This window comes from Burkholderia sp. R-40, from assembly GCF_049942845.1.
GTDB classification, from domain to species: domain Bacteria; phylum Pseudomonadota; class Gammaproteobacteria; order Burkholderiales; family Burkholderiaceae; genus Burkholderia; species Burkholderia ambifaria.
In genome coordinates, this window is sequence record NZ_CP187969.1 from 609,271 (window position 1) to 623,345 (window position 14,075).

The window sequence follows — 14,075 nt, forward strand, 5'->3', positions numbered from 1 at the left end:
CGATGGCAGAAGCGTCAGTGGCCCGCGCTACCCTGAACCGCGACAACAGGCGCACTGTTCGAGCGATGCGAGTCGGCACGTGTCTGGTTGATCAGCGTCACCGCCGCCGCGCCGATGAGGCCAGCCAGGCCGATGGCCATGAAATTCTGTTCGAGCGGCAGCTTCAAGGACACGAGCCAACCAATGAGCACCGGAGCCACGATCGCGCCGATCCGGCCCACGCCGGAAGCAAAGCCGACACCCGTAGACCGGATCGCATGGGGATAGAAGTCACCGGCATAAGCGTAGGCAAGCAATTGCGTACCGAGCGTCGATGCGCCGACCACAAATACGACGACAAACAACGATGCGGTCGACTTCGTGTAGCCCATCAGCGACAGCGCCACCGCCCCGACGACGTAAAACGCAATCAGCACCCGCTTGATGTTCACCTTGTCGCTGAGCCAGCCGCCGAAGATCGCACCGACGATGGCGCCGACGTTGAACACGATCACGAAGTTCAACGCCGAGCCCAGGCTATATCCGGCCATCGCCATCAGCTTGGTCAACCACGAACTGAGCGCGTAGACCATGAAGAGGCCCGTCACGAACGCGACCCAGATCATCGAGGTACTGAAGCCCCGCCCGTCCTGGAAGAGGCGTCGCACCGAGGCGTCCTGGGCTTTGTCTGACGAACCTCCCGCAAACTGCTCTTGACCGCTCGACGGATAGTCAGGCACCAACCGCTTCAGCACCGCGCGCAGTTTGTCGTGCCGGCCGCGTTTGATCAGGAAGACCATCGAATGGGGCATCGTCTTGATGATGAACGGGATCAGCAGGACGGGCAGGCCCGCGGCGAAAAAGACCGATTGCCAGCCGTAGCTGCCGATAAGCTGCTTCGCGGTGAGCGCCACCAGAATTCCGCCAATCGAATAGCCCGCGAACACCAGCGTGACCAATCGGGTACGCAACGCATTGGGCGAAAACTCCGCCATCTGCGCGGTGACGATCGGCAACACGCCGCCAATGCCCAGGCCGGCGACGAAGCGCGTGACGCTGAAACTGACGGGATCGCTCGTCAACCCGGCGGCCGCGGTGAACAGACTGAACAGCGCCACGCACACGCACATCATCGTTGGTCGCCCGAAACGGTCAGCAAGCGTGCCGAGGAAAATGGCGCCGAGCATGACGCCAAACAGCGTCGAGCCGGCCATGATGCCGGCGCTGGTCGCGTCGATGTGCATGTCCTTCATGATCGACGGCAGCGCCGCGCCGACGACGGCAAGATCGTAGCCGTCGAGTATCAACATCAGGACACACCAGAACAGCACAAGGGCATGAAAGCCATTGAATCTGGCCCGACCGGCGAGTGAGTACACGTCTATCTGGTTCATGTCGTCTCCTTGGATTTAATGTCGTGCTGGGAATGCGCGCGAGTTGCGACCAGTGTCGGACGGGCGCGATTGGCAGTCCATGTCCGTGAACTTCAACCTGAATGAGGTCGCCGGACCCCGATGTTTGCGGCGTTATGGCACTGGCGGCAGCCAGTTGGAGAAATCGCTTCTCTTGACGATGGATTGCCACAGTCCCGTGGACAAACCGTGCCCCGTGCGACGGTCCGCATCGCACGGGCTATTCGTTTATTCGTTTGAGTACGGGCGTAGCGCGGGTAGTGATTTGCATCGGGCTGAAACATGCGAACCCGGTTGCGTCAGCGCGGACAATTCCGGGCGGAAGCCAACCGCCCGGTACAGCCGATTGCCGCGCACTGCGAACCGGACTAATTCGAGCACGAGAAGCTCGCCGCCAGATTCTGGTCGCCCCCGATGTATTTGGGCCACTGCGGGTATTCGCACAGCGGTCGGGTGCGTCCGGCTGTTGCCGGAGTCAGGTCGGTGATGGTCAGATCTTTGGGCGCGATTCCTTTCGTCACCCAGTTGTCCAATGCCGTCAGACCGTCATATGAACCATTGAATTGTCCGCCGAAGCTGTGGGCTGCACCCGGTACCAGGTAGAACTTCAGAAATTGACCCAGTGGCCCCTGCCCGAATCGGGACACCAGCCTGTTGTAGTAATCGATCGACAATTGCGCGGGGATGAACTGGTCTGACTGTCCGTGCTGGAGAATGATCTTGCCGCCGCGGCTCTGGAATTGACTCAAGTCGGTGCTGGTACTGTCCATGAGCGCACTCACCGCCTGGACGCGCGAGGTCAATGAGCCCGGGTCCGCAGGATTGAAATTCAGAATGCTGGCGGCAGGGTCGCGAGCGGCAGCGAACCGGAGCATGTCATTGGGAAACGCGTAAAAAAATGCGGTCTTGCCGACGACCCCGGGCTCGACCGTCGCATCGGCGGCGGAACTACCCCAGGCCAGCGGAGTTGACCAAAAGTCCGCTCCGGAGAACGCGTTGTATCCGGGAAAGGTGCGAATTCCGTTTGCCAGATCGAAGCTGAAGTCGAGCGGTGTGCCGGCGGTGTTCAGCGTATTGATTTGCGCGTCTGACAAGCAACTGTCGCCGGTGTCGCCCCCGCCCGAGCAGCGAATCGCTGCTGGATCGAACACGCACGCAGCAGGGTTGCTGATAATGCCGTCAGCCACACCGTCCAGCGCGTCGCATTGCTTGATGACCGCTGCGAGCACGGCCTTGCCTTTGGCGGGCGTGATGTATCCGCCGGGCGCCAGCAGAGATCGCGAGATCCTGCCCATCTGCAACCACAGCCCAGTGATTCCCGACGCGGGATAGGTCGAAATAATGCCGTCGTAGTCGTGCGGGAATCGTTGCGCCGCGATCAAGCCTTGTCGTCCGCCGCTCGAGCCGCCGATGAAATAGCTGTGCACGAAGTCCGACCCATATCGTGCCTTTGCGAGGTAGGCTGCGAAATCATGCGTCTTCTTGATGTGGTCGTCTGCGTAGTTGGCGAGTGCCTCGTCGTTTGCCGCAAACGAGCCGTCCAGCGCGTTTCCCTCATGCCCGCTGTCGCTCCCCATCGTTACATAGCCCCTGCGCAACGGCGTACTGACACCCGCGGGCTCTGCCCCCGCCAGGAACCCGTCGGCGGGCGAACCCTCGGTATCGGCAATGGTGCCGTCAAATCCGCCACCGCCAAAGTGGACCGCTTTTCCGTTGAAGTTGGTCGGAAGATCGACCTCCGCCCGAATATCGGGCGCATCGAAATCGACCGGGTGAATGGTGCCGAGCACTTTGCAGTACTCACCATTGCGGTTACCCGAAGCGGTATCGGCGACGAGCGTCGCGGACACGACAGTCGCACCGGTGGTCGGCAACCCGATCGAGCTGGCAGGAACGGTCGTGCCAGCCAACGCACTGCACTTCGCGGCTGCCGTCACGACCGCGGCGTTTGCCGGTGCGGCGTCATCGTCGCCGCAGCCCGATACGGTAACGGCTGATGCTGCGAATAGCGCACTCAAAATAGCCGAGCTTCGGCGGGTGCTGAACCGGGTTCTCATTCTCGTCTCCATATATTTTTGCTACCGCAATGCGCTGCTCGTCGAGGGCAATTCTTCTCTTCTCGCCGCTGATTTGGCAGCGGTTGAAAGGAAGGCTGCGGCCCGAGTAAGCGAGTGCCTGTCTTGCGGTGTTTATCAAGTGCGGGGCTTTCGCGGAGCCAACTCCGGTTACGCCGCGCAACCGGGCGCGAGGCTTGTTCTGGTTTGCCGAACGCGGTTGCAGTGTCAGCCTGGGCGGCACACCAATCCATGCCCGCCGACCTCAGTTTGCGTGAGGTCTGTGGACACGCCGGGTTTTCACTGTGCTTCGTGCGTCGGCTGCCCAGGGAACATGAGCGGAATGCGGCATCGGCGCTACCCGTCCGCGCGCGATTCATCGGTTGCACGGCGTGGCCCTGCGTTGCGTCGGCAGCCATGCTCTTGCGCAAAGTTCGTTTGGAAACGAGGCTCGGGCCTTTCGGCCGCTCGGACCTACGATCAAGCGTTCGTCTTGCCGTGGCGGTACATTCCCGGGCTGGCGCCCGTCCACTTCCTGAAGGCCCTGTGAAAAGCGCTGGCTTCCTGGAATCCGGTCCGTGCCGCAACTTCGGCGACCGTCAGAGAGGTGCTGGAAAACAACTCGATCGCGATGTCACGACGCAATTCGTCTTTCAATTGCCGGTAGTTCGTGCCTTCTGCCAGCAGGCGGCGTTGCAGCGTGGCCGCGGATAGATTCAGCAGCCGCGAGAGCGCGTCGAGGTCCGGCCAGTCGTCGGGCGCCTGGTTTCTGAGTCGGCGCCTGACCTGGGCCGTCGTGCTCGATTCATTGCGATACTTCACCAGGATATTGGCCGGTGCATTCTCGAGGAATGCACGCAGGCTCGCTTCCGTGCCGGACAGTTTGAGATCGAGGAAACTGCGATCGAACCGGATCAGGGTCTCGTCAGCGGAGAACGTCACGTCCTCGCAGAAGCGCATGCGGTAGTCGCTGTCATCGCTTGGTGCGGACGCGCGAAACCTCATCTCGATCAGCGGAATCCGTCTGCGCGCGAGCCAGCATGCAAAACCGTGCACGAGGATGAACCACGTGCCGTAGGCAAAGAGCCGGCGTGTGCGCCCATCGTCATGCAGGACGATCACCGCATGCTCGCCTTCGCAGCGCAGCTCGCCGTGAATGTCGTCGAGCACGGCGCGCAGGAATTTAAGCATGCGGCGCAGCGCGTGTTCCAGATTGTCCGAATGCAGCACCGCGTGGCACATCAGCGCGTAACTGCCCCGGCGCAGTGGGTGGCTGTCGAGACCAAAGAACTCGTCGTCCATCAAGTCGGCCAGCGCCGCCCACAGGCGCGAAAAGGCCAGCGCCGGCACGCGGGCTCTCGGCGCATTCAACAATTCCGCTGCGATTCCGGCGTGCTGCAGAACGGCCGACACGTCGAGATTCCGCTGTGTCGCCACGAGAATGGCCTCACGCACCAGGCTGATGGAGGTTGTGCCCTTGTCTTGAGCATCGTTCATGGTCGGGCTCATCCACGGAAAGTGCAGTGATGTTAATCGCTGCCGGGCGCAAGCGAAACCTGCTCCCCGTGGTGGCCGTGCGCGTGGTGCTGATAGAGGGCATCGGCGTGCTGTCCGGTGTGGGACTCGAGTGGCCGTATCCGTGGCTCACGCGAAACGACCTCACGCCGGGCGGCAAGTGGATGTACTGCTGAAATGCGCATCGCCCGCCGTCCGTTGCCGGAAGGCGGGCGATGCGAAGGATGCCGTTTATGGGAAGCCGATCAGTCGCGTATCAGCCCGGTCGCCCCGGCACCGTGTCCCCGCGCAGCGAGCACCCGCGCGTCTCGATCACGCCCGCCAGCGCAACCAGCCCGACCGCACAGGCCGCCATCATGTAGTACGCGGGAATCATCGTATTGCCGGTCTTGCCGATCAGCCAGTCGTTGACGATCGGTGCGGTGCCGCCGAACAGCGACGTCGACACGTTGTATGCGATCGCCATGCCCGCATACCGCACGTGGGTCGGGAACATCGCCGGGAACATTGCGGAAATGGTCGCGAGCTGCGGTACGTACAGCAGGCCGAGCACCGCGAAGCCGATGAATGCGCCGAGCACGCCGTGCGTCATCAGCGTGAACATCGGCACGGCCGCGACGAACAGCCCGACGAGCGAGATCCACCACATCGTCTTGCGGCCGACGCGATCCGACAGCCAGCCGGCGAACGGCAGCAGCACCATCATCGCGAGCATGCCGATCAGCGGAATCAGCAGCGACATGTTCTCGCTGACGCCGAGTTCCTTGTGCATGTAGGTCGGCATGTACGCGAGCAGCACGTAGTTGACGACGTTCAGCGCGACGACGAGCCCGCCGAGCAGCAACAGCGGCCGCGCATAGCGGACCAGCAACTGACCGACCGGCAGCGCGGTGGCGGCGGTGCTCTGCTCGCGCCGCTGCGCCTGCTCCTCGAGTTCGCGGAACACCGGCGTTTCCTCGAGGCGCGAACGCAGGTAGAAGCCGATCAGCCCGAGCGGGGCCGCGACGAGGAACGGCAGGCGCCAGCCCCATGCGTGCATCGACGAGTCGCCGAGCAGCAGCGCGAAGCCGAGCATCAGCAGCGCGCCGAGCGAGAACCCGGCAATCGTCGCGAATTCGAGGAAGCTGCCGCACAGGCCGCGTCGCGAATCCGGTGCGTATTCGGCGATGAAGGTCGCCGCGCCGCCGTATTCGCCGCCGGTCGAGAAGCCCTGCACCATGCGCAGCACAATGAGTGCCGCCGGCGCGAGCCAGCCGGCCGTCGCGTAGGTCGGCAGCATGCCGACCAGCAGGGTTGCACCCGACATCGTGAGCACGGTCAGCGCGAGCACCCGCTTGCGGCCGAGGCGGTCGCCGAGCGGGCCCCAGAACAGGCCGCCGAGCGGGCGGATCAGGAACGAGATGGCGAAGGTGCCGAGCGCGAACAACGTCGCACTGGCCGTGTTGCCGGGAAACAGCGCGGCGGAGATGTAGGCGAGCCCGTACGCGTAAATGCCGTAATCGAACCATTCGGTCGCGTTGCCGAGGGCGGCGGCCGCGATCGCGACCCGCGGCAGGCAGTGCGGCTCGTCGCCGCGGGAAGCCGTCTCGTCCGGGACGGACGCGGCGGGGGAAACGGAAGTCCACGATGGCACGTATCGCATGAGGGATCCTCGTTATCAGCATGCGCCCGGGCGGGCGCCGACGAGGATCAAAGTAATCCCGCCAATTAGCGAGGCCGGATGTCATAGGACGATATTGGGGATCGGGGTTTTCCCCGTGCCGTGGACGGGGATGCGGCGATGCGGCGGCGCGGCGGGCCCGGCAGTTCCGGCGGCCTGGCAGGCCGGCTCGCGAGGCCGGCGCATCGCCCGAAGCGGTGCCTAGCGAATATGCGGCAGCAACGCGCGCAACCAGCACGCGACCGCCACCGCGCCGCCATCCGGCGTGCCGATCGCGCGTTCGCCGAGATAGCTCGCCCGCCCGGCGCGCGGCGTCATGCCGGCCGTTTGCCGCGCACCGTGTTCCGCAGCTTCCACCGCGGCCGCCCACGCGCTCGCCGGGTCGCGATCATGGTCGAGCGCGCGGTCGAACGCAGCGGCGGCCGGCACCAGCGCGTCGAGCATCGTCCGGTCGCCGGCGTGTGCGCCGCCCAACTCGCCGATCGCATCCACCGCGCTACGGAACGCCGCGGCCCAGTCGCGCGCCGACGGCTCGGCGGTCGCGTCGGCATTGTCGGTGGCGGCGAGGCGTCGCGACGCGCGCACCAGCGCGGTCGCATAAAACGGTCCCGAACTGCCGGCGATCGCACGGCGCAACGCGGCGCCCAGCGCCGCGAGCGTACCGGCCGGCGTGGCGTACGCGGCTTCCGGCAACGCGAGGATCGCCTGCGCGGCGCGATACATGCTTGCGCCGAGATCGCCGTCGCCCGCGGCCGTGTCGAGTTCCGTCAGTGTCGCTTCGTTGTCGATCAACGCCTGCGCGACCGCATGCAGCGCCGGCTGCAGCCGCGCGGCCCACGCGCGACCGGCCGCGTCGAGCGGCGGCAGCGGCTCGTCGTGCGCGGCCGCCGCGGCCACATGAATCTGCGCATTGACCGCGCCGCCGCCGGGCCACGCGCGCGCCTGCGTCGGCGCGTCGAGCAGCGCGGCGCGTTCGTCGTTCAAGCGCAGCAGCGAGATCGAGCAGCCGGGCATGTTGAGCGCGGACAGGAACGTGCCGGCCCATGCGCGCGCGACCGTGATGCCGCGCCGGCTCAGGTTGTCGTACGCGGCGCGCAGCACGATCGCCAGCTCCATGTCCGGCGTCGCGCCGAGACCGTTGACGAACAGCGCGACGCGTTCGCCGCGATCGAGGACGAGATCGGCGACGATGCTGGACAGCAACGTGTCGACGAGCGCGTCGGCCGGCAGCGGCGCGGTGCGTTCGACGCCTTTCTCGCCGTGGATGCCGAGGCCGAGCTCGATCTCGTGATCGGCGAGACTGAACCCCGATTTCTCGGCGCCGGGGATCGTGCAGCCGTCGAGCGCGACGCCCATCGTGCCGAGTTCGGCCGCCGCGTCGCGCGCGATTGCCGCGACGCGGGCAAGCGGCAGCCCGCGCGCGGCGGCCGCGCCGGCCAGCTTGTGGATCAGCACGGTGCCCGCGATTCCGCGCCGCTGCCCGCGCTCGACGCGGCCGCGCAGCGACACGTCGTCGGCGACGATCACCGTCTCGACCGGAATTCCTTCCGCGCGGGCGAGCTCGGCGGCCAGCCCGAAATTGAGGCGGTCGCCGGTGTAGTTCTTCACGACGAGCAGCGCGCCGTTCGGGCCGGCGCTCGCGCGGATCGCGGCGAGCACGGCGTCGGTCGACGGAGACGTGAACACTTCACCGCAGACGGCCGCGCTCAGCATCCCTTCGCCGACATAGCCGCCGTGTGCGGGCTCGTGGCCGCTGCCGCCGCCGGACAGGATCGCGACGGGGCGCTGCGACGGCTCGGGCAGCGGCTGGCGTACGAGCACGTGCTCGTCGCCGAGGATCGCAAGATGCGGCGACTGCCGCGCGATGCCTTCGAGCATTTCGCGCACGACATCGGACGGGTGGTTCACGAGTTTTTTCATGGCGACGGTTTCCTGACGATGGGACGGAGGCCGGCCGGGCGGCGTGCTGTAAACGACAGGCGACGCGCACAGCAGAGTCGGGCGTTACGGGTGATGCATTCGTAGCACGAATGTAACGATAACAGCGTCGCGCCGATTCCCGGGCTCGTCATGAGCCTGGTCGGCGGCGCTTCGGTCACGGCCGTGCGGAACGGGGCGGCAAATGGCGGGTCGAGCGGTTCGGGCGGGGTGGGGCTGCAACGCGGCTTGTTGTCGGGACTTGGCCTGATGCCGCTCGGTTCGCTGACCGTCGCTCGCCGCGGCGGCGTCGCGTGTGCCGCCTCACTCGCGTCGGTCGACGACGCAGCAGGGATCGTGGCAGGCTCGGCGCGAGCGTTATCCGCATCGCGAAAGCGCGGCACTGCGGGTCGCCGCGCGCTTCCTCTTACTTGACCGCCGCGATCACCTTCGCGCGAATCAGCCGCGCGCGCAGCACATTGCGGCTGATGCCGAGCAGTCGCGCGGCCTGGATCTGGTTGCGGTGGCTGAAGTCGAACGCCACCCGCATCACGGTGTCCTCGATACGCTCGAACAGGTTCTGGTGCGCGTCGTCGAACAGCGCGCACAGCGCCAGTTCGAGCGCTTCCTGAGCGGGCGCACGACTCGCCGCTTCCCGCGCGCCCGTGGCCGGTGCGCATGCCGACGACAGGTTCAGGTCGGTGTCCTGCAACGCATCGTGGCGGCTCACGAGCAGCGCGTGATGTATCACGTTCTCCAGTTCGCGGATGTTGCCGGGCCACGGATGCGCTTCGAGCCGGCGCGTCGCGCGCGGATCGATGCTGCGCGGCCCGTGGCCGAGGCGGCCGCGGTATGTGTCGAGGAAGTGGCGCGCGAGCGGCAGGATGTCGCCGGGACGTTCGCGCAACGTCGGCACGTCGAGCCGCACGACATTGAGCCGATAGAACAGGTCGCCGCGAAACCGTCCGGCCGCCACCGCCTGCTCCAGGTCGACGTTGGTCGCGGCCACTACGCGCACGTCGATCGGGATGCTCGCGCGCGAGCCGAGCCGCACGACCTCGCGCTCCTGCAGCACGCGCAGCAGCTTGACCTGCATCGACAGCGGCAGGTCGCCGATCTCGTCGAGAAACAGCGTGCCGCCGTTCGCGGCTTCGAACCAGCCGGGCTTCGCGCCGACCGCGCCCGTGAATGCGCCTTTCTCGTGACCGAACAGTTCGCTGTCGACGAGCGTGTCGGATAGCGCGCCGCAGTTCACGGCGACGAACGGCCCGTCGCCGCGATGGCTGACGTCGTGCACGCGGCGCGCGATCAATTCCTTGCCGGTGCCGGTCTCGCCGGCGATCAGCACGTTCGCGGCGCTCGGCGCGACGCGCCGCACGCGTTCGAGCAGCGCGAGCGAACGCGGATCGACGAACACGTGTGCACGGGTGCGCTCCGTCGCATGATGTGCCGGGTCGGTGAGAACGGGCGTGCCGGAGCGCGTGCGTGATTCGTCCGGCTGAGCGGTGACGATACGAAGATTGATCGGACGCGGCGGTGCAAACAGGGAGGTCATGGCGATGAAGGCGTGAATCGTTCGAACGTGCGGACCCGCGCCGGCGGGCGCCGTGGTCCGGTTGCTGCCTGGTCAGCAGAGTGTTCCGTGTTTTGCGTCGCGCGGGAAGCATCGATTTCTGATAACGAAAGCGCCATTGCTGCGCAGGATGCAGAGACGCGCGAGCGCGCTGCGGCGACAGCGGATTCGACGTCATCGTGTTCGATGCGACGGTGCCTGACCGCTGCGATCGGACGCGCGCGGCGCGCCAAACTGCTGATTGAGCAGCAGCGCATCAGCAACGCTGTTTCCGCCGGTTCATCTCGCTGTGGAATATCGATGTGTGGCGTTTCCTGGAACGCTTGCCACGGCTTGCCAATTGACCCAGGAACCCATACCCGGCGGGCGATCGAGGAAAACTTCGTGATGCAGATGATCGGACGATCGCGCAACCGTCGACAATGGCACGCTCCTTGCAACCCTGGCACCGTATCGGCGCGACAGCGCGCCGCTCGACCACGGGAACGCATGGCATGAGCAACACCCTCAACGTAGTCGCCCTGTCGGGCGGGCTGCAACGACCGTCACGCACACTGGCGCTGACGAACGCGATCGTTGCCGCGCTCGGCGACACGTTACCGATCGACACGCGGCTGATCGAACTCGGCGAGATCGGCAACCGGCTGGCCGGCGCGCTGAAGCGTGCGCAGGTACCACCCGATCTCGAAGCGCTGATCCGCGCGATCGAGACGGCCGATGCGCTCATCGTCGCGAGCCCCGTGTATCGCGCGTCGTACACCGGCCTCTTCAAGCACCTGTTCGACCTCGTGCATCACGAGTCGCTCGTCGATGTGCCGGTGCTGCTCGCGGCCACCGGTGGCAGCGAGCGCCACGCGCTCGTGATCGATCACCAACTGCGGCCGCTGTTCAGCTTCTTCCAGGCGCGCACGCTGCCGATCGGCGTGTACGCGGCCGAAAGCGATTTCGACGGCTACGAGATCGCGAACCCCGCGCTGCGCGCCCGCATCGCGCTCGCGGTGGACCGTGCGGTGCCGCAACTGCGGCCGCGCGCACTGGCCGCCGTGGCTGCGTAACCCGTTTTTCCCCCCTTCGATCAGGACCTTTCATGAGCATTCACGAACCTTCCGCCGACGGCGTCAAATTCGCGTACTGGGTGCCGAACGTCAGCGGCGGCCTCGTCGTCAGCACGATCGAGCAGCGTACCGACTGGAGTCTCGAATACAACCAGAAGCTCGCGCGCACGGCCGAGGCGGCCGGCTTCGACTACGCGCTGAGCCAGATCCGCTTCACGGCCGGCTACGGCGCCGAATACCAGCACGAATCGGTCTCGTTCAGCCAGGCGCTGCTGCACGCGACGACGAAGCTCAAGGTGCTCGCCGCGATCCTGCCGGGGCCGTGGCATCCGGCCGTGGTCGCGAAGCAGCTCGCGACGATCGACCATATTTCGAACGGACGCATCGCGATCAACGTCGTCAGCGGCTGGTTCAAGGGCGAATTCACCGCGATCGGCGAGCCGTGGCTCGAGCATGACGAACGCTATCGGCGCTCGAAGGAGTTCATCCAGGCGCTGAAGGGTATCTGGACGCAGGACAACTTCACGTTCAAGGGCGACTTTTACCGCTTCAACGACTACACGCTGAGCCCGAAACCCGTGCAGAAGCCGCATCCGGAGATTTTCCAGGGCGGCAGCTCGCGCGCGGCGCGCGACAACGCGGCGAGCGTGTCGGACTGGTACTTCACGAACGGCAACACGCCGGAGAACCTGAAGGCGCAGATCGACGACATCCGCGCAAAGGCCGCGGCGAACAACCATCGCGTGCGGATCGGCGTCAATGCGTTCGTGATCGCGCGCGACACCGAGGAAGAGGCGCGGGCCGTGCTCGACGACATCATCCGGCACGCGCACGTCGAGGCCGTGCATGCGTTCGGCGATGCAGTGAAACAGGCCGGCAGCGCATCGCCGGAAGGCGAGGGCAACTGGGCGAAGTCGACGTTCGAGGATCTCGTGCAGTACAACGACGGCTTCCGCACGAACCTGATCGGCACGCCGCAGCAGATCGCCGAGCGGATCGTCGCGCTGAAGGCGATTGGCGTCGATCTCGTGCTCACCGGGTTCCTGCATTTCATCGAGGAAGTCGAGTACTTCGGCCAGCGCGTGCTGCCGCTCGTGCGCGAGCTCGAAGCGCGGCGGCAGGCGGTTGCCGCGTGATGCGCGCGGGTGTGCGGCAGCCGGTTATGACCACCCGCGACTGCCCGAGCGTGTGAATGCGATGCCCGGCGATACGTGTCGCCGGCCATCGACGAGCGCTGCCGCACGACGGGCGGCGCGTGCGGGCCGGCGCTTCAGCCGATCCGCGACCCACCGAGCGCGTTACGCGAAATCCGCCATTCTCGACGCCTCGACGAGCATCTGCACGCCGAGGCTGCCGAGCACCGCTCCCATCGCCCAGCGCTGCGCGAGCAGCAGCGCCGGACGTCCGCGCAGGAATGTCGCGATGCTGCTCGAGCAGATCGCGACCAGCCCGTTTGCGGAAGCGAACACCGCGATCAACAACGAACCGAGAAACAGCGACTGGCCGAACACGCTGCCTTGCCGGTAATCGATGAACTGCGGCAGCAGCGACACGAACAGCATCGCGAGTTTCGGATTCAGCACGCTGGTGGTCGCGCCCATCGCGAGCAGCCGCAGCGGCTGCTCGTTCGGCAGCGTCCGCACCTCGAACGGCGAACGGCCGCCGGGCCGCACGGCCTGCCATGCGAGGTAGAGCAGATAGGCGGCGCCCACGACGCCGAGCACGGTGCCCGCATAGGGCACGCTCATGAACAGCGTCGTGATGCCGAACGCCGCGCCGAACATGTAGAACAGGTAGCCGATCATCACGCCGGCGAGCGAAATGAGCCCGGCCGCACGCCCCTGCGCGATCGAGCGCGACATCACGTAGACCATGTTCGGCCCCGGCGTGACCGCGAGCATGCCGCCAATGACGAGAAACCCGTAGAGCGATCCGGACGTATGCATGTTGTTCGCTTCCTGCATCGAATGAGTGCTGACGGGATTGATTGTCCGATCATGGAGGAAGACAGTAAAACGGGATAAACTGAATCGATTGATCAGTTTTTCTGAATCGACATGAAAAAGCTCGACCTCGATGTACTCGCGATGGTGGTGGCCGTCGCGGAATCCGGATCGTTCGCGCAGGGCGCGCAGGCCGTACACCGGTCGCCGTCGGCGGTGAGCATGCAGATCAAGGCGCTGGAAGATGCGCTCGGCAAGCCGCTGTTCATCCGCGACACGCGCAACGTCACGGCCACCGACGACGGCCGCACGCTCGCCGACTACGGCCGCCGGATGCTGGCGATGCGCGACGAGGCGTGGGCATCGGTCGTGCGGCCGGAGATCCGCGGTCGCGTGACGATCGGCGTGCCGGACGACTACATCTCGTCGCTGCTGCCGCAAGTGCTCGGCAAGTTCGCGGCGATGCATCCGCGCGTCGAAGTGCGCGTGATCGGCCAGCCGAGCAGCGCGCTCGTGCCGATGCTGAAGGACAACACGGTCGACCTCGCGTGCCTCACGCGCATCAAGGGCGTGACCGGCGAGCTGATCCGGATGGAGCCGCTCGTCTGGGTCGGCTCACCGAAGCGGAACGTGTGGGAGGAGCGGCCGCTGCCGGTCGCGTTCTTCACGCACGGCGGCAGCATGGCGCGCGATCACGCGGTCAAGGCGCTGAACCGGCAGAAGATCCCGTACAGGATGTCGTACGAAAGCCCGAGCCACCTCGGGCTGTTGAGCATGGTGGAGGCCGGGCTCGCGGTCGCGCCGCTCGCGCGCTGCTGCATTCCCGATCATCTCGTGCAGCTGTCGGAAAGCCACGGGCTGCCGCCGCTCGGCGAACTCGAGGTCGTGCTGGCGCGCAGCGCGAAGTCCGCGCGCCCGCCGTGCGACTACCTGGCCGAGCAGATTCTCGATGAATGGCGCACGTGAT

12 protein-coding genes are annotated in these 14,075 nt (G+C 66.0%); 5 read left to right on the forward strand and 7 right to left on the reverse strand.

The window, feature by feature from the left end; all coding sequences use genetic code 11:
• Positions 1-14: 14 nt before the first annotated feature.
• The 3 genes from ACP26O_RS31490 to ACP26O_RS31500 form a co-directional block, all read right to left on the reverse strand.
• Positions 15-1,373 carry an MFS transporter gene (locus ACP26O_RS31490; protein WP_175666378.1) on the reverse strand — a complete coding sequence of 453 codons (1,359 nt, stop codon included), beginning with the start codon at positions 1,371-1,373 and terminating at the stop codon, positions 15-17.
• Positions 1,374-1,759: 386 nt separating this feature from the next.
• Positions 1,760-3,448 carry a tannase/feruloyl esterase family alpha/beta hydrolase gene (locus ACP26O_RS31495; RefSeq protein ID WP_175666377.1) on the reverse strand — a complete coding sequence of 563 codons (1,689 nt, stop codon included), beginning with the start codon at positions 3,446-3,448 and terminating at the stop codon, positions 1,760-1,762.
• A gap of 477 nt (positions 3,449-3,925) precedes the next feature.
• On the reverse strand, positions 3,926-4,942 hold the full coding sequence (locus ACP26O_RS31500) for an AraC family transcriptional regulator (protein WP_175666376.1): 1,017 nt from the start codon (positions 4,940-4,942) through the stop codon (positions 3,926-3,928).
• A 29-nt stretch (positions 4,943-4,971) separates the two neighbouring features.
• Here ACP26O_RS31500 and ACP26O_RS31505 point away from each other — a divergent pair, with 29 nt between their 5' ends.
• On the forward strand, positions 4,972-5,136 hold the full coding sequence (locus tag ACP26O_RS31505; RefSeq protein WP_175666375.1) for a hypothetical protein: 165 nt from the start codon (positions 4,972-4,974) through the stop codon (positions 5,134-5,136).
• 80 nt (positions 5,137-5,216) lie between these two features.
• On the opposite strand, the gene ACP26O_RS31510 is transcribed toward ACP26O_RS31505, so the two are convergent.
• The 3 genes from ACP26O_RS31510 to ACP26O_RS31520 form a co-directional block, all read right to left on the reverse strand.
• Complete coding sequence (locus ACP26O_RS31510; protein WP_175662217.1) at positions 5,217-6,602, reverse strand: MFS transporter; 1,386 nt, start codon at positions 6,600-6,602, stop codon at positions 5,217-5,219.
• Between the two features lie 219 nt (positions 6,603-6,821).
• Positions 6,822-8,540: a dihydroxyacetone kinase family protein gene (locus ACP26O_RS31515; protein WP_175666374.1), complete on the reverse strand. Its 1,719-nt coding sequence runs from the start codon at positions 8,538-8,540 to the stop codon at positions 6,822-6,824.
• 424 nt (positions 8,541-8,964) lie between these two features.
• Positions 8,965-10,092 (reverse strand): sigma-54 interaction domain-containing protein, encoded by a 1,128-nt coding sequence (locus tag ACP26O_RS31520; RefSeq protein WP_175666373.1) that lies wholly within the window; start codon positions 10,090-10,092, stop codon positions 8,965-8,967.
• A gap of 12 nt (positions 10,093-10,104) precedes the next feature.
• Between ACP26O_RS31520 and ACP26O_RS31525 the strand changes: the two genes are divergently transcribed.
• The 3 genes from ACP26O_RS31525 to sfnG are packed head-to-tail and all read left to right on the forward strand — an operon-like array spanning position 10,105 to position 12,301.
• On the forward strand, positions 10,105-10,608 hold the full coding sequence (locus ACP26O_RS31525; RefSeq protein WP_175666372.1) for a hypothetical protein: 504 nt from the start codon (positions 10,105-10,107) through the stop codon (positions 10,606-10,608).
• Positions 10,605-11,165 (forward strand): FMN reductase, encoded by a 561-nt coding sequence (gene msuE / locus ACP26O_RS31530; RefSeq protein ID WP_175666371.1) that lies wholly within the window; start codon positions 10,605-10,607, stop codon positions 11,163-11,165. The genes ACP26O_RS31525 and msuE overlap by 4 nt, the downstream gene beginning before the upstream one ends.
• Positions 11,166-11,197: 32 nt before the next feature.
• Positions 11,198-12,301, forward strand: coding sequence for a dimethylsulfone monooxygenase SfnG (gene sfnG, locus ACP26O_RS31535; protein WP_175662212.1), 1,104 nt, complete (start codon positions 11,198-11,200; stop codon positions 12,299-12,301).
• Positions 12,302-12,463: 162 nt separating this feature from the next.
• Here the strand turns inward: sfnG and ACP26O_RS31540 are convergent, their stop codons facing one another.
• Entirely contained in the window at positions 12,464-13,111 is a 648-nt protein-coding gene (locus tag ACP26O_RS31540) for a LysE family translocator (protein WP_175666370.1), read from the reverse strand.
• Positions 13,112-13,222: 111 nt separating this feature from the next.
• Between ACP26O_RS31540 and ACP26O_RS31545 the strand changes: the two genes are divergently transcribed.
• Positions 13,223-14,074: a LysR substrate-binding domain-containing protein gene (locus ACP26O_RS31545; protein WP_126224139.1), complete on the forward strand. Its 852-nt coding sequence runs from the start codon at positions 13,223-13,225 to the stop codon at positions 14,072-14,074.
• The last annotated feature ends 1 nt before the right edge of the window (position 14,075 follow it).

Coding starts and splice junctions, on each gene's coding strand:
- ACP26O_RS31490 (WP_175666378.1), bottom strand. CDS start 1,373: ATGAACCAGATAGACGTGTACTCACTCGCCGGTCGGGCCAGATTCAAT.
- ACP26O_RS31495 (WP_175666377.1), bottom strand. CDS start 3,448: ATGAGAACCCGGTTCAGCACCCGCCGAAGCTCGGCTATTTTGAGTGCG.
- ACP26O_RS31500 (WP_175666376.1), bottom strand. CDS start 4,942: ATGAACGATGCTCAAGACAAGGGCACAACCTCCATCAGCCTGGTGCGT.
- ACP26O_RS31505 (WP_175666375.1), top strand. CDS start 4,972: ATGTTAATCGCTGCCGGGCGCAAGCGAAACCTGCTCCCCGTGGTGGCC.
- ACP26O_RS31510 (WP_175662217.1), bottom strand. CDS start 6,602: ATGCGATACGTGCCATCGTGGACTTCCGTTTCCCCCGCCGCGTCCGTC.
- ACP26O_RS31515 (WP_175666374.1), bottom strand. CDS start 8,540: ATGAAAAAACTCGTGAACCACCCGTCCGATGTCGTGCGCGAAATGCTC.
- ACP26O_RS31520 (WP_175666373.1), bottom strand. CDS start 10,092: ATGACCTCCCTGTTTGCACCGCCGCGTCCGATCAATCTTCGTATCGTC.
- msuE (WP_175666371.1), top strand. CDS start 10,605: ATGAGCAACACCCTCAACGTAGTCGCCCTGTCGGGCGGGCTGCAACGA.
- sfnG (WP_175662212.1), top strand. CDS start 11,198: ATGAGCATTCACGAACCTTCCGCCGACGGCGTCAAATTCGCGTACTGG.
- ACP26O_RS31540 (WP_175666370.1), bottom strand. CDS start 13,111: ATGCATACGTCCGGATCGCTCTACGGGTTTCTCGTCATTGGCGGCATG.
- ACP26O_RS31545 (WP_126224139.1), top strand. CDS start 13,223: ATGAAAAAGCTCGACCTCGATGTACTCGCGATGGTGGTGGCCGTCGCG.